A 19,053-nucleotide genomic window follows, 5' to 3' on the forward strand; every position below is an offset into this window, starting at 1 on the left:
CCATCGACACCAACCGCGACTACCAACCCAAAAACCAGAAAGATCCGAACCCCCAATGAGGGTTCGGATCTTTCCTATCTCTTGCGAGATCACATGGTCGGGCTGACAGGATTTGAACCTGCGGCCTCTTCGTCCCGAACGAAGCGCGCTACCAAGCTGCGCCACAGCCCGCCGATCACCAGCCCCTTGCGGGGACGGCTCACAAGCACGGGAGCATAGCGGAGGCGGGAGGCCGACCTGCAATCGGGAGCCGGGTCGTGGCTACGGCACGGGCAGCAGGTTGAGGACCACTGCTTCGGGCCGGCAGGCGATCCGGACCCGGGTGTAGGGGTTGGTGCCGATGCCTGCGGAGACGTGCAGGACCGACGACCCCGGGTCGCCCGGCCGGGAGTCGGCCGGGTGGCGGTGCAGGCCGCTGGCCCGCGCCGGCTCGATGTCGCAGTTCGTGGTCAGCGCACGGGAGCCGCCGGGCCAGGGCAGACGCACCTGGCCGCCGTGCGTGTGCCCGGCGATGATGGCGTCGTACCCGTCCCGGGCGAACTGGTCCAGCACCCTGAGGTACGGCGCATGGGCCACCGCGATGCGCAGGTCGGCGTCGGGTTCGGCCGGGCCGGCGACGGCAGCCAGGTCGTCGTACGCGAGGTGGGGGTCATCGACCCCCGCGAACGCGAAGGTCGTCTCGCCGACGGTCAACCGCGAGCGACGGTTGGTCAGGTCCAGCCAGCCCGCGCCTGCCATCCCCGCGGTCAGGTCGCCCCAGGGGAGCTGGGGGACGTCGGTGTGGCGCCTGCCGTCGTCCGGTGTCAGGTAGGCCAGCGGGTTGCGCACGCCCGGCTCGAAGTAGTCGTTGGAGCCGTGGACGAAGACGCCCGGCACGTCGAGGAGGTCGCCGAGGCTGTCGAGGACGACGGGGACGGCATCGCGGTGCGCGAGGTTGTCGCCCGTGTCGATGACGAGGTCGGGCTCGAGCGCGGCCAGCGACCGCAGCCACTCCTGCTTCCGGGTCTGCCCGGGCGTCATGTGGATGTCCGTCAGGTGCAGGACGCGGAGCGGCCGCATGCCGGCCGGCAGCACCCGGACGTCGTAGGTCCGCACCGTGTACTGACGGGCCTCCCAGGCCGCGTACGACGTCACAGCGGCCCCGAGCACGCCGCCGACGCCGACGCCGCGCAGCAGAGCTCGCCCGAATCCCATTCGGCAAGCACATCACACGGCAGGCACAATCAAGGCATGAGCACCCTCAAGGACCGTCTGCGCGCCGACCTCACCACCGCCATCAAGGCCCGTGACGAGGTCCGGTCGTCCACCCTCCGGATGGTCCTCACCGCCGTCACCAACGCCGAGGTGGCCGGGAAGGTCGCCAAGGAGCTCACCGACGACGAGGTGCTCACCGTCCTCTCCAGCGAGGCGAAGAAGCGTCGCGAGGCCGCCGTGGCGTTCGAGGAGGGCAACCGGCCCGAGCAGGCCGCCAAGGAGCGCGCCGAGACGGCAGTGCTCCAGGACTACCTGCCCCAGCAGCTCGGGGTCGAGGAGATCGCCGCCATCGTCACCGCTGCCGTCGAGCAGGTCGGCGCCGCGGGTGCCGGCCCCAAGGCCATGGGCCAGGTGATGGGCATCGTGACGCCGCAGGTCAAGGGCCGCGCCGACGGCGCTGCCGTGGCCGCGGAGGTACGACGCCAGCTCGGTTGAGCCGGCGCGACGTCAGTCGTCGTCCGGGGGCGGCGGTCCGCCGCCGCCGCGCTTCTTCTTTTTCTTCGCCGCCTTCGGGCTGCCGTCGGAGATGTAGAGGGTGACGGTGTCGCCCGCACCGAGGTCGGCGCCCGAGCCCGGTGAGGAGTAGGCGACGAGGCCGGCGCGGTAGCCCGAGTCGACGGTGCCGCCACGGACGACGCTGAAGCCCAGGTCCTCGAGGGTCGCGCGTGCGTCCTCGTAGGAACGACCGGCCACCGAGGGCACGGGGGTCAGGACGCCGGCGACGTCGGTGCCCGAGGGGCGTTCGAAGTCCTCGTCCTCGAGGTACTGCGCGATGGCCTTGAACGTGTCGCCCCAGAGCGGGCCTGCCGTCGTCGAGCCGGAGGACGTGTAGAGCGTCCGCCCGCCGACCGACTTGCCGTCCAGCGACTCGGGGTGGCCCTTGCGGTTGACGCCGGCGACCACCGCGGCACCGGCGAGGTTCGGCGTGTAGCCGGCGAACCAGACGGAGTTGTTGCCGTTCGTCGTACCGGTCTTGCCCGCTGCGGGCTGGCCGGGCGACAGCGCCTGGCCGAATCCGCCGGGGGCGATCACGCCACGCAGCACGTCGTTGACGGCGTTCGCGACCGGGCTGGCCAGCACCTGGGTGCAGCTCTTCTCGTACTTCTTGAGCACGTTGCCGTCGACGTCCTCGATCTGGGTGACCGGGCGGGCGTCGCAGTGCAGGCCGCGCGCGGCGAAGGTCGAGTAGGCCTCAGCCATCTCCAGCGGGCTGACGCTGGCCACGCCGAGCGTGAACGACGGGACGATGTTCGCCTTGGTCAGCGACCGGATGCCCATCCGCTTGGCGAGCTTCCACGGCTCGCAGATGCCGACCTCCTTCTCGAGGTTGACGAAGAACGTGTTGACCGACTTCTGGGTGCCTTCGTAGAGGTTCGGCGCGGCGGACGAGCGCGTGGAGTTGCCGGGCGTCCAGATGCCGCTGCTCTGGTACGGGCCGTCGCAGGTCTCGAACTCGCTCTCGACGAAGCGGCCGGGGTTGGGCGCGGGGAACCGCTTGCTGAGCGGGATCTTCTTCTGGACCGCCGCGGCGAGCACGAAGGCCTTGAACGTCGACCCGGGCTGGAAGCCGGCCGCGTCGCCGTACTTGGTCGGGACGGCGTAGTTGAGGAAGGTCTGGCCCTTCTTCTTGCCCATCGGCCGCGACTGGGCAAGGGCCCGGACGTTGCCGCTGCCGGGCTCGATCAGGGCGAGCGCGCCGACGGCCAGGTCGTCCTTGAAGACGTGGGACTTCACCGACGCCTGCGCGGCCTTCTGGAAGCGCATGTCGATGGTGGTCTTGATGGTCAGGCCACCGTTGAAGATCAGCGCCTCACGCTCCGCGGGGGTCTCGCCCAGGGCGGGGTCGGTCTTGAGCCAGCGCACGACGTAGTCGCAGAAGAACTGGGCGCCGGAGTTCACGCACCCGTTCGGCTGCTCCTGCACCTTGAGGCCGAGCTTGCGCTTCTTCGCCTCGTCCGCCTCGGCGTCGGTGACCACGCTGAGCTGGGCCATCCGGCCGAGCACGATGTTGCGCCGCACCATCGCCTGCGCGGCGTTCTTGGTGGGGTTGTAGGCCTCGGGGCTCTGCACCAGTCCGGCCAGCAGGGCTGCCTGGCGCAGGTCGAGGTCCTTGGCGTTCACGCTGAAGTAGTGCTGGGCGGCGGCCTGGACGCCGTACGCGCCGTCACCGAAGTAGGCCGTGTTGAGGTACCGCTCGAGGATCCAGTCCTTGGTGTGGCGCTTCTCGAGCGCGATCGCGTAGCGCAGCTCCTTGAGCTTGCGACCGTAGGTGTCGTCGGTCGCTGCGGCGCGTTCCTCGTCGGTCTTGGCCTGGTTGATCAGGGTCAGCTTGACCAGCTGCTGCGTGATCGACGAGCCGCCCTGGGCGACGCCGCCCGCGGCCTGGTTGGTGAACAGGGCGCGCACCGTGCCCTTCACGTCGAGAGCGCCGTGCTGGTAGAAGCGGTAGTCCTCGATGGCGACGATGGCCTCGACCATCGTGCGCGAGATCTGGCGCAGGGGTACGTCGACGCGGTTCTGGTCGTACAGGGTGGCGATGGTGCGCCCGCCCTTGTCCTTGATCTCGGTGCGCTGCGGCAGCTGCTCGGTCGCGAGCTGCTGCGGGAGGTCGTCGACGGACTCGGCCACGTTGCGGGCGGTGAAGCCCAGGACGCCGGCGAAGGGGATCGCCAGGCCGGACACGACGACGCCGAGGACGGCAGAAACCAGCAGCATCACGCCGAGATGGGAGGCGATCTTGCCGGGCGGCAGGCCGTCGAACCGGGTGCGGGACATGGCCTCAGGGTACGGGACGTACCTGTGCGGACCGGACTCGTCGCGTGCCCCTCCGGAGGCACCGCCACGCTCAGCCTGCCGTGCGACTAGTCAGATGTGACTAGACAGGTTGGGCAGAACGAGCGATGTTGGTGAGGGGTAGTTGTCCTTTACTTTGTTCAAGTCGAAGAGGCCATGCGCTGTGGGGGTGCTGGCTCTTCGGAGGTGGGAACCACAAGGGGACAACATGTGGGTAGATGACTGGGCGCCCAGGGCGGCCTGCAGGGAATCACAGCCGGACCAGCTCTTCGTCCGTGGGGCAGAGCAGAACAAGGCCAAGCAGGTGTGTGCGGGTTGTGCCGTGCGCACCGAGTGCCTCGCCGAGGCGCTCGACAACCAGATCGAGTGGGGCGTCTGGGGCGGCATGACGGAACGGGAGCGCCGTGCGCTCCTGCGCCGCCGCCCGAGTGCATCGTGGCGCAAGGTCCTTGAGGACGCGCGCGACGGCCAGGGCGTTCCGGCTGTCTGAGGCCTGATCCGGGAGGGTTGCGCGAGCGGCCTTCCCGGCTGCTTCACCCCTGTGCCAACAGGGTGCCGACCGTGCGCAGCCCGTCGAGGTCGTGCACGTCTCCGGCGAGCGCCGGCACGACGACCGTCGCCACCTGCGGGTGGGCGGTCGCGAACCGGTCGCGCAGCATGCCCTCGCGCTGCACCATCCGCACCCGGTCGCCGTGCAACCGGAGCAGCCCGGCCGTCAGCGACCCCGCATCCTGCTGGCGCAGCCGCTCGGCCGCCGTCATCGCCTCGTCCGCGGACAGTGCCCCGGCCGGCTCCGGGCTGGCCCGGTTGATCACGAGTCCGGCCAACGGCATGCCGTCCTCGCTGAGCCGTTCCACGAAGTACTCGGCCTCGCGCAGCGCATCCGGCTCCGGTGCGGCGACCACGAGGAACGCCGTACCGTCGGCCTTGAGCAGCGAGTAGGTCAGCTGGGCACGCTGGCGGAACCCGCCGAAGACGGTGTCGAGCGCGGACACGAAGGTCTGCAGGTCCTTGAGGAACTGGGCGCCCAGGATCCGGGTCAGCGCGTTCGTGATCAGGCTGAACCCGGCCGTCATCAACTTCGCCGGGCCCTTGGCGGGCGCCATCATCAGCCGGACGAACTTGCCGTCGAGGAAGCTGGAGAGCCGTTCGGGGGCGTCGAGGAAGTCCAGGGCGGAGCGCGACGGGGGCGTGTCCACGACGATCAGGTCGTAGGTGCCGGCCGCTCGGGAGTCGCGGTGCAGCTGGCCGAGCTTCTCCATCGCCATGTACTCCTGCGTGCCCGCGAACGAGCTCGACAGCGCGATGTAGAACGGGTTGGCCAGGATCTGCTTCGCCTTCTCCGGGCTGGCCTGGGCGATGACCACCTCGTCGAAGGTGCGCTTCATGTCGAGCATCATCGCGTCGAGGCTGCCCTCGCCATTGACGCCGCTGACGGGACGAGGGGTGTTGTCGAGCTCCGCGATGCCCATCGACTGGGCCAGGCGACGCGCCGGGTCGATGGTGAGTACGACGACCTTCCGCCCGCGTTCGGCGGCGCGGAGCGCGAGCGCGGCACTGGTCGTCGTCTTGCCGACGCCGCCGGAACCGCAGCACACGATGATCCCGGTCTTCGGGTCATCGAGGAGGGCGTCGACGTCGAGGGCGCCCGCGCGCCGGGCGGGCGGGGTGGCGGGGCCGACGCGGGTCTGTCGCTGCGTGCTGCTGCGGGCCATGGTTCAGGCCATCCCTTGGGCTCGGAGGTGCGCGGCCAGCTCGTAGAGGCCGCCGATGTCGATGCCGCCGGCGATCCGGGGGAGCTCGTAGGACGGCACGTCGAGCTGGGCGACCAGCGCCCGTTGCGAGTCCTCGAGTGCGCGGCGCTCGGCGTGGTCGGCAGCTTCGGCGACGAGGTCCTCGACGAGGGTCGGGGTCACCGCGAGGCCCCCGGCGGTGAGGTCCTTCTCGATCGCGGCCTGGTCGAGGCCGCCCGTGCGGGCGGCTGCGAGGTCGTCGGCCGTGAGGTCCTGCGGCCGGACGAGGTTGACGATGACGCCACCGACGGGGAGCCGGTTGGCGCGGAGCTCGGCGATGCCGTCGATGGTCTCCTGCACCGGCATCTCCTCGAGCACGGTGACCAGGTGGACCGCCGTACGCGGCGACCGGAAGAGGGTCATCATCGTGTCGGACTGGGCCTTGATCGGACCGACCTTCGCCAGCCCGGCCAGTTCGTTGCTGACGTTGAGGAACTGGCAGATCCGGCCGGTCGGGGGCGCGTCCAGCACGACGTGGTCGTAGGTGATGGCGCCCTTGTTGCGGCTGTTGCGCTCGACGGCCTCGTAGACCTTGCCGGTCAGCAGCACGTCGCGCACGCCCGGCGCGATGGTGGTGGCGAACTCGATGACGCCGAAGCGGTCCAGCGCCTTCCCGGCGCGGCCCAGGCGGTAGTACATGGAGAGGTACTCCAGCAGCGCGGACTCCGCGTCGATGTGCAGTGCGTGCACGACGCCGCGGCCGCCGTCCTCGTCGGGGAGGCCGGTGGTCAGGCGACGCTCGACGTACGGAAGGGGGTCGACGTCGAACATCCGCGCGATGCCCTGGCGGCCCTCGACCTCGCACAGCAGCACGTTCTTGCCCCGGCTGGCCAGCGCGAGCGCCAGTGCGGAGGCCACCGTCGACTTGCCCGTGCCGCCCTTGCCGGAGACGACATGCAGACGAACCTTCGCCCAATCACTCACCGGGGCAGCGTAGCGACAGGGGAGGCCCACGGGTGCTGATCCGTCCCGTGAACCTCCCCACGCCGCTGCGCCGACCCCGGGGTCGCTGCCGGTCGGCTCCCGGCTCACTCCATGGCGAGCCCCGCCGCGGGCGTCGTACGGCTGGCCCGGCGGGCCGGCACCACCGCGGCGAGCAGCCCGGCCACCGCCGATGCCGTCACGACCAGGGCCAGCTGGGTCCACGGCAGCACCAGGCCGGCGCCACTGACCACCGGCCCGACCAGTGCCTGCACGCCGGCCCAGGCGAACGTGACGCCCAGCGCGGTGCCGAGGACGGTGGCGACCACGGCCAGCAGGACGGCCTCGGTGGCGAGCATCCGCCGGAGCTGGCGGCGGGTCAGGCCCAGCGCCCGCAGCAGCGCGTGCTCGCGGCCTCGTTCCAGGACGGACAGGCCGAGGGTGTTGGCGATGCCGACCAGCGCGATGAGCACCGCGATCGCGAGCAGTCCCACGACACCCCCGGTCACGACGTCGAGCTGGAGGTCGACGTACGCCCGTCGGGCCAGTCCGTTCTCGACACCGGCGTCGATCGGTACGGCGATCGCCTCGAGGGAGCCGGCGAGGTCCTCGGGATCGGCGTCGTCCGCCGCACGGACCCAGAGGGCCTGCACGGACGGATCCGGGGCGAGGCGGTCCAGCGTCGTACGCCGGACCAGGGCGGCTTCTCCCCAGCCCTCGCCGCCGACCACCCGGAGGCGCTCGGTCCGGTCGCCGACGGTGACGTCGACGCGGTCGCCCGGTTCGACGCCGTCGCCGAGGAGGTCCCACGGCACCTGCAGCTGGCGGGGGCCCGGTTCGGCGAGGTCGCCGTGGAGGACTCCGTGTGTGGAGCCTGGTGGGGCGATGACGGGCAGGAGGCCGAGGCCTTCGACCCGGGCGGTCGTCCCGGGCACCGTCGCCACGGCGTCGATGCCGTCGACGGCCGTGACCCGCTCGACGACGTCCGGCGAAAACGGACCGGTGCCGGTGATCGCGACGTCGATCGGGTGCTGCTCGTCCATCTTGTCCGCCAGCGCCGATCGGGAGCTGGCCATGCCGGTCAGGACCGCGGTGGTCAGGGTGACGCCGATCAGGAGTGACGCCGCCGTGGCGGCCGTCCGGCGCGGGTTGCGGACGGCGTTCCCGGCGGCCAGCCGGCCGGCCGGCCCGAGGACGCGGCCGGTGACGTGACCGAAGGCGCGGATCAGCGCCGGTACGAGCACCGGGCCGATCAGGAGCACGCCGGCGAAGGTCGTGGTGCCGCCCGCGATGAGGGCCGGCGGGCTGGTCACCTGGACGGCGACGACCAGCGCGAGCGCGCCGACGGCGATGACGAGCAGGCCGACGGCAAGCCGGATGCGACCGGTGGAGGTGCCCACCTGCGTGCTGTCGTCGGGGCGGAGCGCGGCCAGGGGGCTCACCCTGACCACGCGGCGGGTCGGGAGCCAGGCCGCGACGAGCGTGACGCCGACGGCGACGACCGCTGCGACGAGCAGCCATGCCGCACCCACCGAGGCCTCACCCAGGTGCGCGTCCGGCCACTGCGCCCGCACGAAGGCGACCAGGCCATGGCCGAGGCCCAGCCCGGCGCCGATGCCGATGACCGCCGCCAGGACGCCGATCAGGAGTGACTCGAGGCGGACCGAGCGCACGAGCTGGCGTCGGGTCGCCCCCACGCAGCGCAGCAGGGCGAAGTCCCGCGCACGCTGCGCGAAGAGGATCGTGAACGTGTTGTTGATGACCAGCACCGCGACCAGGAGCGCGATGGAGGCGAAGAGCAGGACGATGATCGCGATGATGTCGACCTCGTTGTTGATCTCCTTCTGGACGAGCTGGGCGAAGGCCGGGACGCTCATCGGCTCCGCCGTCGGTACGACGTCCCGGATCGCCGCCCGTGCCTCGCTCAGCCCGCCGGGGCCCGCCCAGGCGACGCTGCTGACGTAGAGGCTGTCCTCCCACCGGGACAGGTCTTCCCACAGCACGTAGACGGACGCCACCGAGAAGGCCGAGGGCGAGTCGGCCAGGCCGACGACCTCGACGTCGAGGGCCTCGCTGCCGGACCCGATCCGGAGCCGGTCGCCGATGCCGACGTCGGCCACCTTGGCGGCGTTGGTGTCGACCACGGCCTCGCCGGCCCGGGCGGGGAACCGCCCGTCGACGAGCTCCTGCCAGCGCCGGTCCGGACGGTCGGGCACCTGCGCGATGTCGGCGCTGCTGTCCACCACCTTGCCGTCATGGGTGACCTGCTGGAGGGTCCAGCCGATCAGCCACGCGTCGGCGCCGGCCGCGGGTGCGGCCTCCAGCAGGCGGGTCGCGTCGGCGGTGGCCGGCTTGTCGAGCACGGCGTCCGCGCCGTTGTACGGCACGGAGACATCGGCGGTCAGTCCGTCCCGCACGGCAGAGGACAGGGCCCCGGTGACGACGATGAACACGACGCCGACGACGACGGCGAGCAGTGCGGCGCCGTACCGCCGGGTGTGGGTCCGCAGGGAGGCGAGGAGCACGGTGCGCATCAGGCACTCCGGCCGGCGAGCGCGGCGACGAGGTCGGCCCGGGACGGGTCGTGGAGGTGGTGCGTGACCTGGCCGTCGGCGAGGACGACGACGTCGTCGGCGTACCCGGCCGCGTCGACCTCGTGGGTGACCATCACGACGGTCTGGCCCAGCTCGCGCACCGAGCCGCGCAGGAACGACAGCACCTCGGCGGACGAGGTGCTGTCGAGGTTGCCGGTCGGTTCGTCGGCGAACACGATCGCCGGCGCGGTGAGCAGGGCACGGGCGATCGCCACCCGCTGCTGCTGGCCGCCGGACAGCTCGGCCGGCCGGTGCGTGAGGCGGTCGGTCAGGCCGAGGGTGGCGACGATGTGGTCGAAGCGCCCGCGGTGGTCCGCGCGCGGACGTCCCGCGAGCTCGGTGGGAAGCCAGATGTTCTGTTCGGCGGTCAGCATCGGCAGCAGGTTGAAGGCCTGGAACACGAAGCCCACGTGGTCGCGGCGGAACCGCGTGAGCGCGTCGTCGTCGAGGGACTCCAGGGGCTGCCCGGCGACGCTGACGGTGCCGCCGGTCGGCTGGTCGAGTCCGGCCAGGCAGTGCATCAGGGTCGACTTGCCGGAGCCCGACGGGCCCATGATCGCGGTGAACCGGCCGGTCGGCAGGTCGAGGTCGACGCCGCGCAGCGCCGACACCAGGGTGTCGCCGCGGCCGTAGGTCCGGGTGAGGCCGCGGGCGCTGGCGGCGAGGGCCGCGTCGGCGACGGGAGTCGGGGGGCTGGTCTGCAGGGAGGTCATGCCGACGAGCCTCGTCGTCAGCGGCGCCCGGATCGTCAGGCCGCGGGTTGATCCGGGCGTCCTACCGCGGGTGGACCAGCCCGGTCTCGAACGCGAGGACGACGAGCCGCACCCGGTCGCGGGAGCCGGTCTTCGACAACAGTCGGTTGATGTGGGTCTTGACCGTCGCCTCCGAGACCACGAACTGCGCCGCGATCTCGGCGTTGGACAAGCCCTGGCCGACGAGCACGAGCGTCTCGCGCTCGCGATCGGTGAGCGCGTCGAGGCGCTGGTCGGGAGTGGGCGCCGCCGGGCCCGGGAGCGTGGTGGCGAAGTGCTCGAGCAGGCGACGGGTCGTGCTGGGCGCCACCACCGACTCGCCGTCGTGGACGGTCCGTACGGCGCCGAGCAGGACCTCGGGCGTCGCGTCCTTGAGCAGGAACGCCGCAGCGCCGGCGCGAATCGCGGCGAACGCGTACTCGTCGAGGTCGAACGTGGTGAGCACGATGACCTGCGGCGCACCGGGCCGCTCCGTCAGGCGACGGGTCGCCTCGACGCCGTCCAGGCGCGGCATCCGTACGTCCATCAGGACGACGTCGCACCCCGTCACGGCCAGTCGCTCGAGCGCTTCGCCGCCGTCGCCCGCTTCGCCGACCACCGTGAGGTCGGGCTGGCTGTCGATGAGCATCCGGAACCCGGCCCGGACCAGTTCCTGGTCGTCGACGAGGAACACCCGGATCGGGTCGCTCACGGAGCTCACAGCGGGATCCTCGCGCAGACGCGGTAACCGCCGCCGGGCAGCGGGCCCGCCGTCAGGTCGCCCTGGTGGGCGCCGACCCGCTCCCGCATGCCGGTGAGCCCGAGTCCGCCGCCGTCGTCGCGGGCCGCGGCGCCCCGTCCGTCGTCGTCGACCTCGACCACCACGGTCCCGTCGTCGATCCGCAACCGGACGCCTGCCGACGCGCCCGGACCGGCGTGCTTGCGGACGTTGGTCAGCGACTCCTGGACCACGCGGTAGACGGTGAGCGCCACCCCGTCGGAGACGGTCGGCACGGGGTCGGGCAGGTCGGCCACGACCGGTGTCCCGGCGCCCTTCGCGTCGGCCACCAGGCCGGCCAGGTCGGCCAGCCGGGGCTGCGGTGCGGTCGCGGCACCGTCGGCGCGCAACAGGCCGAGCATCCGGCGCATCTCGGCCATCGCCTCGCGTCCGGTGTCCGCGATCGTCGCGAGGGTCGGTACGACGACCGAGGGATCCGTTGCGGCCACGGCCCGGGCCCCGTCCGCCTGCACCACGATCGTGGTCAGTCCGTGGGCGACGACGTCATGCATCTCGCGCGCGATCCGTTGCCGCTCCTCGATCGCGGCCAGCGCGGCCTGCTGCGCCGCCTCGTGCTCGAGTCGCTGTCCGCGCTCGACCAGCGCATCGACGTACGACTGCCGGACGCGGTTGAGCGTGCCGAGCGCCCATGCGACGACCACGACGAGGGCGATGGTGAGGAAGTAGGCGGAGACGTTCTGGAAGGTGAGCTGCGTGCCGTCGTACCCGCGCAGCCAGACGACCGAGGCAATGCCCGCGCCGAGCAGGCCGGTGGCCATCGCTGCCGCGCTCCACCAGGCCGAGCCGAAGCGGGCCACCGAGTAGGTCGCGATCGGGAAGGCGACCTGGCTCCACAGCGGGATGTCGACGAGAGGGGCCTGGACGGCGCTGCCGAGGGCCACGACCGCGAACACGGGCACCGGCCACCGCCGCCGTACGGCCAGGGGAGCGATCTGGACCAGCATCAGCAGTCCGTGGAGCGGGTTCCCGAAGAGGAGGAACGCCGGGACGGGCAGCAGGAGGAAGGCGGTGAGGCCGAGGTCGAACCACCGCACGCCCCGCGGGCCGAGGCGCCACGGTTGCCGGTCTGGTCGAGCCACCGGTCCACCGTAGAGGGCAGGCCGCGCTCGCGCGTCAGACCACGGGTGGACCTGGATCAGGGCAGCTCCGGGGGACCAGCGCTCAGGCAGCGAGCTTGTCGGCCAGCACGATCCACGTGAAGAAGCTGATGCCCAGCAGCATGCCGATGTGGCCCAGGATCGACAGGGCCGGTCCCTGCGCCCAGCTGTCGCCCGTCGCGTCGGCGGCGTGCTTGCTCGGGCGCGACATCCACCGGGTGAGGATCAGCAGGCCGATCAGCACCTCGATCCACCACACCGCCAGGGCGACGGCACCGACGGTCCCGTCGGGGGAGGAGAGGTAGTAGATCCACACGGCCAGTGCCACGACGCCCACCATGGTGTGGGCCCGGACGATCCCGAGAGGGACGAGCGCGTGGCCTGCCTGGGACTGCTCCGAGGAGAGGCGCATCCTGGTCAGGAGCACGACGACCGCGGCCAGCCCGGTCAACATCCATACGGCGTTGTCGAGACTCACGGCGGCATCGTCGCACAAGTTGTGACGGGCGCCACTCCGTGGCGTGCCCGGCCCGCCCGGGATCGGGCGGCGGTGCCGGCCTCGACCGGCCTGAGTATCGTGCGGAGCATGACCAAGTGGGAGTACCAGGTAGCGCCCGTCCTCAACCACGTTGCGGCGCAGATCCTCAACAACTTCGGCCAGGACGGGTGGGAGCTCGTCACGCTCATCCCCGGCCAGGGCGGCAACGACATCGCGTACTTCAAGCGTCCGGCCGAGTGACGTGACTGCGGAGGAGCGGCTCGCCGAGCTCGGACTGACCGTCCCGGAGGTCGTGCCGCCCGTCGCGGCCTACCTCCCCGCTGTCCGCAGCGGCGCGATGGTCTACACCGCCGGGCAGATCCCGATGCGCGACGGCGTGCTCGTCGCGACCGGCAAGGTCGGCGACGGTGTCACCCCCGAGGTGGCCTACGAGTGCGCCCGCCAGTGTGCGCTCAACGCGATGGCGGCGATCCGTTCGGTGACCGGAACGCTCGAGGGCATCCGCATCCTGAAGGTCGGCGTCTTCGTCGCCTCGGCCCCGGACTTCACGGCCCAGGCGGCCGTGGCCAACGGTGCCTCCGAGCTGTTCGGCGCGGTGTTCGGTGAGCTCGGCGTGCACGCGCGCTCGGCTGTCGGCGTCGCCGTGCTGCCGCTCGACTCGGCGGTCGAGGTCGAGGTCATCGCCGAGGTCGTCGGGTGAGGATTCCCCTCCCTCCGGTCCCGCTGCCCGAGGAGTTCGCCGCGCTCGCCCGGGAGTACGCCGACGGGCAGCGTGAGGCCGCCGAGCCGCGCGACGCCGCGACCGTGATCCTGCTGCGCCCCGGCGCCGATGGAGCGCCCGAGGTCTACCTGCTGCGCCGCCAGACCACGATGGCCTTCGCCGGCGGCATGTGCGTGTTCCCCGGTGGTGGCGTCGACCCGCGCGACTACGACCACACCGTCGCCTGGGCGGGGCCCTCGCCGGCCGACTGGGCGGCCCGCCTCGGCACGACCGAGGACGTCGCCCGGGCGCTCGTGTGCGCGGCGGTGCGCGAGACCTTCGAGGAGTCGGGCGTGCTGCTCGCCGGCACCTCGGTCGACAACGTCATCGCGGACACCACCGGCGACGAGTGGGAGGCCGACCGGGTGGCGCTCGAGTCGCGCGCCGAGTCGATGACCGACTTCCTGACCCGCCGCGGGCTGGTGCTGCGAACCGACCTGCTCGGCGTCTGGACCGGCTGGCTCACGCCGATCTTCGAACCCAAGCGCTACCGGACCTACTTCTTCGCGGCCCGGCTGCCCGAGGGCCAGCGCACCCGCGACGTCTCCACCGAGTCGTCGGAGGTCGTGTGGCTGCCGGCCGCCGAGGCTGCCGACCAGGCCGATCGCGGCGAGCTCGCGATGCTCCCGCCGACGTACCTCACCTGCCTGGAGATCGGCACCCACGCCGATCTCGACGAGGTGATGGCGGCGAGCGTGGGCCGCACGGTCGAGATGTTCATGCCGGAGGTCGAGCCGCTGGGTGACGGCTTCACCCTGTCGATGCCCGACGACCTGCGGCCGCTGGTGGCGGCCCGGAGGTCCTGAGGTCGTGACCGAAGTGTTCGTGCCCTGGGAGGGCGGCGAGTACGGCGCCCGCGGGCGCTGCGTGCTCGCGCCCAACCCCGGGATCATGACGCTCGACGGGACCAACACCTGGATCCTGCGCGAACCCGGCGCCGACCGCTCGATCGTGGTCGACCCGGGGCCGTTGCACGACGACCACCTCGACGCGGTCGCTGCCGTCGCCGGGCAGGTGGAGGCCGTCGTGGTGACGCACCACCACCTCGACCACACCGAGGCGGCCCGCTCGTTCGCGGAGCGGATGGGCTGCGGCGTGCGTGGCCTGGACCCCGACCAGTGCTGGCGTTCGGAGCCGATCGTGGACGGTGAGGTGCTGTCGGTCGCCGGGTTGCAGGTCGAGGTGTTGACGACGCCCGGCCACACGAGCGACTCGGTGTCGTTGCTGGTCGAGGCCGATGGCGCGCTGCTGACCGGCGACATGGTGCTCGGCCGCGGCACCACCGTGATCGTCCACCCGGACGGCGACCTCGGCTCCTACTTCGACTCCATCGCGAAGATGCGTGCGCTCGTCACGGACGGCCGGGCGCAGTCGCTGTGGCCGGCCCACGGTCCGGTCCTGCCGGACGCGGCCGCCGTGCTCGACCACTACGTGGTGCACCGCCGCGAACGCCTCGCCCAGGTCGAGGCCGCCCTCGGGCGGTTGGGGCTGAGCCCGGCCCAACTGCCGCCCGACGTCGCCGAGGACCCCGACCTGCCGCGGAAGGTCGTCGAGGTCGTGTACGCCGACGTGGACGAGTCCTTGTGGGTGGCGGCCGAGTGGTCGGTGCGCGCGCAGCTGTCGTACCTCGCGGGCCGGTGAACGGCTCAGTCGTTCAGCTTCGCCGCACGCTCGAGTCGGTCGAGAGCCTCGGTGGCGTTCTCCACTGACATTGCGGAGTCGTCCTTTCGGCAGTAGGTGAGCATCTTTCGCAGTCGCGTGCGGTCCTTGTTCACCAACGCGGCTTCCCGGAAGTCACGGGCCGAGACAAGACTGGCCAGAACAACGAAGTCGGTGCAGTGCCGTGTGCTGGCACGGTCGGCGGCGATCTCGGTTCGCGCTGCGGCCTTGCCGACGAGGGCTCCCACGAGACTCGGGCGGAGGACGGTGCCGGTTCGGCCGTCGGCCGTTACGAGCACGGGCTCGCTCCGGTTGAGAGCCTGGGTGGTGCCGGGCGCGGAGATGGTCGGGGCTCCACCTGCGCCGAGTCGAGCCGCCGCGCGTTGGCCGATGCCTTCCGGGATGAGGACGTCGATCTGGGCCCGGTCGCGCCGCCAGCGGTGCTGGATGCCATCGCCCGAAGTGTCCGGTGTGAACCCCATGTCCTTCAGCGCACCGGTGAACGATTCCAGCATGGTGGTGGAGGCACGGACGTTGACGACGGTGTCGACGTCATTGGTCGGGCGGGTCGGTGTGGCGCCTCGTTCGGCGCAATGCAGGTGAACCAGTTGTCCGCCGATGAGGGTCCAGTCGGTGCTGATGCGGTTGTAGAGGTCCATGAGGGCGTGCCACGACTGCTTCTGTGGCTCGTTCATCGCAGGCAGTTCGACGGGCTCAGCCATGATCCGCTCCGCTGATGTGGGCTTCCCGTGCAACGATCGCGGCACGCAGGTCGGCGATCACACGGATGGCTTCGATCTTCTCGCGGACGCCGTCGTGCTCGGCCAGGTCCGCCGCGAGCGCGAGCGGAGAGCACGCCACCTCATCGAGGTCACCCAGCGCGACCGGGATTGCCTCGTCGGAGTCCACGACGTGGAGGATGACGTTGGCTCGAGAGTCACGAGCAGGGGACAGCAGGTAGTCCGCGACGAGGTCGTCGAGGTCGTCGGCAGCCACGTATCCTTCGGCGACGCCGGCGGCAGACATGTTCGCCGCTGCGAGCGAGACACCGGAAAGGTGGACGCGCTCGTCGTCACGGACGTCGGGCAGGTCGCGGGACGAGGCTTCGAACAGCGCCCGCACACCTCGATTGCGCAAGGCGTGGACGACCTGTGCTGCGGCATCGTCGATGTCCTCGGAGGACGCCTGCTCGAGCAGACGTCTCAGCCGCGACCGAGCACGCGATCGGGCGGGCGGGCTGAGCTCCGCCGCGGCCTGATCGCTGGCGGCAACGGCGAGCAGGTCCCACGCGGACTTGGTCGACAGCGGCCGCCCCGGCCCACGGTGATGCTTGATCCGACGTACGTCGTTGACCTCGACGACCCATTGATGGCCGACCTTCTCCGCGGGCAGGGACCCTTCCCGGATGCGCTGATGGACGCGTTGCGGATGGACGCCGAGCATCTCGGCGGCTTCGACCACGCTGACGCGGACACCGGACATGGCGACCTTCCTGACCGTCTCTGATTGCGATAATCCTATAAGAACTTATAGGTTTCCTGCAATCGACTCAGGCTCAGCCCAGAACGTTCGGAACCCGGCCGTACGCCTCGGGCTCCTCGGCCATGATCTTGGCCCGCGCCTTCACCCGGTAGCGCCAGATCTGCACGAGGCCGACGCCCCAGAGCAGGTACTGGCACGACATCGCCGCCCGGAACGCGTCGGGCGTGTAGTCGGTGCTCGACCCGGGCGTGCGCCAGTCGAGGACCACGCCGATGCCGACGACGAGCAGCAGGCTTGCGAGGAAGCCGGCCTGGTTGATGATCCCGGTCGCGCTGGCAAGGCGGTCGGCCGGATTCGACGTACGGCCGAGGTCGAAGCCGATCATCGACGCCGGTCCGCCGACGCCGGCCACGATCACCAGCAGCACGAGGAGTGCCAGCGGGGCCGGCCCGGGCCAGGACAGGACCGCGGTCCAGACGACGACGATCGACGCCACGATCGCGATCACGATCGTGGAGCGGTGCCACGGGTGGTGGGTGATCGCCCAGCCGAGGACCGGACCGGTCGCCATGACCGCGATGACCATCAGGGTGAGCAACAGTCCGGCCACGTGGTCGGAGCGGCCCTCGCCCTGGACGAGGAACGGGTAGCCCCACAACAGGCCGAGCGTGGTCGCGCTGAACTGGGTCGAGAAGTGCATCCAGAAGCCCAGACGGGTGCCGGGCTGCGCCCACGACGCCCCCAGGCTGGTGCGGATCTGGGTCCACGACAGCGCCGGACCGCGCATCGATCGCGAGGTCGGTGCGTCGTGGACGATGAAGAGCAACGCGATGACCAGGACGATGCCGAGCGACGCGGCGAGCAGGTACGAGCGCGTCCAGCCCAGGTTCCCCAGCGCCCACGTCATGGGTACGGCGGCGAGGATCGCGCCGAGCTGACCCAGGACGCCGGTCAGCTGGGTCATCAACGGGATCCGCCGCGGAGCGAACCACGTGGTGACCAGGCGCAGCACGCAGATGAAGGTCATCGCATCGCCGATGCCCACGAAGAGTCGGGCGAGCAACGCAAGTGCGTACGTGTCGGCGAAGGCGAAGCCGGCCTGCGCCACGATCAGCACCACAGCACCGGTCAGCAGCACCCGGCGCGGCCCGAAGCGGTCGACCAGCAGGCCGACAGGGATCTGCATGGCCGCGTAGACGAGCAGCTGCAGCATCGTGAAGGTCGCGAGCTGCGAGGCGCCGATGTCGAAGCGTTCGGTCGCGGCGAGGCCGGCGACGGCGAGCGAGGAGCGGTGGAACACCGCCAGCAGGTAGACGAGCAGCCCGACGGCCCAGATGGGGTACGCCCCCCGTGCGGTGGTCGCAGCGGGGAGGTTCACCCAGCAAGGCTAACGGCGCCGTGGCTGCGGTCAGGCGCCGGTGCCGCCCAGCAGAACACTGAGCTTGTCGACCGCGCGGTATCCGCTCGGAACGCCCTCGACCAGCGCCGCGATGGACTGCGAGTGCTCGGTTCGCAGCGGCAGGATCGCCTGGTAGTCGGCCGACAGGTACCAGTCCCTGGCCGCTGCCTGGTCGGGGAATTCGATGATCACGATGTCGCCGTCCCAGGTGCCCTCGGCCGGCGTCAGCTCGCCGCCGTGGACCAGGAAACGGCCGCCGGACGGCGCGAGGGTGGCGTCGATCTTCTCGATGTACTCGACGATCGCGTCCCCGAAGTCGACCTCGCGGAGGTAGGCGATGGCGTAGGCGCGGGGGTTCACGGAGCTGCTCATGGTGTTCTCCATTCACGACGGTGGGATGTCCGCATCCCATCGCGGCCACCGGTCCCCGGTCGATGACCTCCGACGTCATGTCCCTGCTGCGGCGCGCTGGCTAGGTTGGGCGACGTGAACGCACCTGCAGGAGAGCTGATCCGCGGCTGGCGGCAGCGACGGCACCTGTCCCAGCTCGAGCTCGCCAGCCGGGCCGACGTCTCGACCCGGCACCTCAGCTACATCGAGACCGGCCGGTCCCGGCCGACGAGCTCGATGGTGCTGCGCCTGTGCGACTACCTGGAGGTCCCGTTGCGGGAACAGAACGAGCTGCTGCTCGCGGCCGGCCACGCCCCCGCGCACCCGGAGCACCAGCTGACCGATCCGCCGATGGCCGAGGCCAACGCCGCGCTCGAGGCGATCCTCGCCGCGCACCACCCCTACCCGGCGCTCGTCGTGGACCGTCGTTGGGAGCTGGTCAGCGCCAACGACGCGGCCTACTCGCTGATGGACGGCATCGACCCGGACCTGCTGGAGCCGCCGATCAACGTCATCCGGCTCTCGCTCCACCCCCGCGGCCTTGGGCCCCGCGTCGTGAATTTCGAGGAGTGGCGCGCCCACCTCGCCGAGCGCCTCCGCCATGAGTACGACGCCACGGGCGACCCGTTCATCGGGGAGCTCGCTGCCGAGGTCACCGGCGACGGGGTCGAGCCGATCGACTCCTCCGCGCTCGTCGTACCCCTGCAGCTGCGGGTGTCCGAGGACACCGTGCTGTCGTTCATCTCCACCACGACCGTGTTCGGGACGCCGCGCGAGGTGACCCTGTCGGAGCTGGCGATCGAGGCGTTCTACCCGGCCGACGAGGCGACCCGGAAGATCCTCAACGGGTACTGAGGCGCCGCGCGATCAACGCGGCGCCAC

At 71.3% G+C, this 19,053-nt stretch carries 20 protein-coding genes and 1 tRNA gene; 7 read left to right on the forward strand and 14 right to left on the reverse strand.

Features of this window, described 5'->3' with window-relative positions:
• Positions 1-94: 94 nt before the first annotated feature.
• Together ACOACQ_RS19325 and ACOACQ_RS19330 are read right to left on the reverse strand one after the other, a co-directional pair.
• A tRNA-Pro gene (locus ACOACQ_RS19325) sits at positions 95-171 on the reverse strand.
• A gap of 90 nt (positions 172-261) precedes the next feature.
• Complete coding sequence (locus tag ACOACQ_RS19330; RefSeq protein ID WP_378597544.1) at positions 262-1,194, reverse strand: metallophosphoesterase; 933 nt, start codon at positions 1,192-1,194, stop codon at positions 262-264.
• Positions 1,195-1,230: 36 nt separating this feature from the next.
• Here ACOACQ_RS19330 and ACOACQ_RS19335 point away from each other — a divergent pair, with 36 nt between their 5' ends.
• Positions 1,231-1,689, forward strand: a complete 459-nt coding sequence (locus ACOACQ_RS19335; protein ID WP_420289083.1) for a GatB/YqeY domain-containing protein — start codon at positions 1,231-1,233, stop codon at positions 1,687-1,689.
• A 12-nt stretch (positions 1,690-1,701) separates the two neighbouring features.
• On the opposite strand, the gene ACOACQ_RS19340 is transcribed toward ACOACQ_RS19335, so the two are convergent.
• Positions 1,702-4,029 carry a penicillin-binding protein gene (locus ACOACQ_RS19340; protein ID WP_420289084.1) on the reverse strand — a complete coding sequence of 776 codons (2,328 nt, stop codon included), beginning with the start codon at positions 4,027-4,029 and terminating at the stop codon, positions 1,702-1,704.
• A 226-nt stretch (positions 4,030-4,255) separates the two neighbouring features.
• On the opposite strand from ACOACQ_RS19340, the gene ACOACQ_RS19345 reads away from it, so the two are divergent.
• A complete protein-coding gene (locus ACOACQ_RS19345) occupies positions 4,256-4,537 on the forward strand; it encodes a WhiB family transcriptional regulator (protein WP_378597541.1) in 282 nt (93 codons plus the stop codon).
• 43 nt (positions 4,538-4,580) lie between these two features.
• Here ACOACQ_RS19345 and ACOACQ_RS19350 read toward each other — a convergent pair whose 3' ends face one another.
• From ACOACQ_RS19350 to ACOACQ_RS19380, 7 genes are all read right to left on the reverse strand, one after another.
• Positions 4,581-5,762 carry an ArsA family ATPase gene (locus tag ACOACQ_RS19350; RefSeq protein WP_378597540.1) on the reverse strand — a complete coding sequence of 394 codons (1,182 nt, stop codon included), beginning with the start codon at positions 5,760-5,762 and terminating at the stop codon, positions 4,581-4,583.
• Positions 5,763-5,765: 3 nt separating this feature from the next.
• Positions 5,766-6,764, reverse strand: coding sequence for an ArsA-related P-loop ATPase (locus tag ACOACQ_RS19355; protein ID WP_420289085.1), 999 nt, complete (start codon positions 6,762-6,764; stop codon positions 5,766-5,768).
• 104 nt (positions 6,765-6,868) lie between these two features.
• A complete protein-coding gene (locus ACOACQ_RS19360; protein WP_420289086.1) occupies positions 6,869-9,295 on the reverse strand; it encodes an ABC transporter permease in 2,427 nt (808 codons plus the stop codon).
• The gene (locus ACOACQ_RS19365; protein ID WP_420289087.1) at positions 9,295-10,068 is read right to left on the reverse strand and encodes an ABC transporter ATP-binding protein; all 774 of its coding nucleotides are present in this window, start codon (positions 10,066-10,068) and stop codon (positions 9,295-9,297) included. The genes ACOACQ_RS19360 and ACOACQ_RS19365 overlap by 1 nt, the downstream gene beginning before the upstream one ends.
• 61 nt (positions 10,069-10,129) lie before the next feature.
• Positions 10,130-10,798 (reverse strand): response regulator, encoded by a 669-nt coding sequence (locus ACOACQ_RS19370; RefSeq protein ID WP_420289210.1) that lies wholly within the window; start codon positions 10,796-10,798, stop codon positions 10,130-10,132.
• A gap of 5 nt (positions 10,799-10,803) precedes the next feature.
• Positions 10,804-11,964, reverse strand: a complete 1,161-nt coding sequence (locus tag ACOACQ_RS19375) for a sensor histidine kinase (RefSeq protein ID WP_420289088.1) — start codon at positions 11,962-11,964, stop codon at positions 10,804-10,806.
• Between the two features lie 82 nt (positions 11,965-12,046).
• Complete coding sequence (locus ACOACQ_RS19380) at positions 12,047-12,460, reverse strand: hypothetical protein (RefSeq protein WP_420289089.1); 414 nt, start codon at positions 12,458-12,460, stop codon at positions 12,047-12,049.
• 108 nt (positions 12,461-12,568) lie between these two features.
• On the opposite strand from ACOACQ_RS19380, the gene ACOACQ_RS19385 reads away from it, so the two are divergent.
• The 4 genes from ACOACQ_RS19385 to ACOACQ_RS19400 are packed head-to-tail and all read left to right on the forward strand — an operon-like array spanning position 12,569 to position 14,882.
• Complete coding sequence (locus ACOACQ_RS19385) at positions 12,569-12,721, forward strand: hypothetical protein (RefSeq protein WP_182481284.1); 153 nt, start codon at positions 12,569-12,571, stop codon at positions 12,719-12,721.
• A gap of 1 nt (position 12,722) precedes the next feature.
• Positions 12,723-13,181 (forward strand): RidA family protein, encoded by a 459-nt coding sequence (locus ACOACQ_RS19390; protein WP_378602831.1) that lies wholly within the window; start codon positions 12,723-12,725, stop codon positions 13,179-13,181.
• Positions 13,178-14,047, forward strand: a complete 870-nt coding sequence (locus tag ACOACQ_RS19395) for an NUDIX hydrolase (RefSeq protein WP_378602834.1) — start codon at positions 13,178-13,180, stop codon at positions 14,045-14,047. Before ACOACQ_RS19390 ends, ACOACQ_RS19395 begins: the two co-directional genes overlap by 4 nt.
• A gap of 4 nt (positions 14,048-14,051) precedes the next feature.
• Positions 14,052-14,882, forward strand: coding sequence for an MBL fold metallo-hydrolase (locus ACOACQ_RS19400; protein ID WP_420289090.1), 831 nt, complete (start codon positions 14,052-14,054; stop codon positions 14,880-14,882).
• A gap of 5 nt (positions 14,883-14,887) precedes the next feature.
• Here the strand turns inward: ACOACQ_RS19400 and ACOACQ_RS19405 are convergent, their stop codons facing one another.
• The 4 genes from ACOACQ_RS19405 to ACOACQ_RS19420 all read right to left on the reverse strand — a co-directional run bounded on the left by ACOACQ_RS19405 (position 14,888) and on the right by ACOACQ_RS19420 (position 18,153).
• Complete coding sequence (locus tag ACOACQ_RS19405) at positions 14,888-15,559, reverse strand: hypothetical protein (RefSeq protein ID WP_420289091.1); 672 nt, start codon at positions 15,557-15,559, stop codon at positions 14,888-14,890.
• A gap of 55 nt (positions 15,560-15,614) precedes the next feature.
• Positions 15,615-16,382, reverse strand: coding sequence for a helix-turn-helix domain-containing protein (locus ACOACQ_RS19410; RefSeq protein ID WP_378602843.1), 768 nt, complete (start codon positions 16,380-16,382; stop codon positions 15,615-15,617).
• A 73-nt stretch (positions 16,383-16,455) separates the two neighbouring features.
• Entirely contained in the window at positions 16,456-17,760 is a 1,305-nt protein-coding gene (locus tag ACOACQ_RS19415; protein WP_378602846.1) for an MFS transporter, read from the reverse strand.
• 30 nt (positions 17,761-17,790) lie between these two features.
• A complete protein-coding gene (locus ACOACQ_RS19420) occupies positions 17,791-18,153 on the reverse strand; it encodes a DUF1330 domain-containing protein (RefSeq protein ID WP_420289092.1) in 363 nt (120 codons plus the stop codon).
• A gap of 114 nt (positions 18,154-18,267) precedes the next feature.
• Between ACOACQ_RS19420 and ACOACQ_RS19425 the strand changes: the two genes are divergently transcribed.
• Positions 18,268-19,026, forward strand: coding sequence for a helix-turn-helix domain-containing protein (locus ACOACQ_RS19425; protein WP_378602852.1), 759 nt, complete (start codon positions 18,268-18,270; stop codon positions 19,024-19,026).
• Positions 19,027-19,053 lie beyond the last annotated feature (27 nt).

Origin of the sequence: Nocardioides sp. CPCC 206347 (assembly GCF_048654605.1) — a bacterium.
Classification (GTDB): Bacteria; Actinomycetota; Actinomycetes; order Propionibacteriales; family Nocardioidaceae; genus Nocardioides.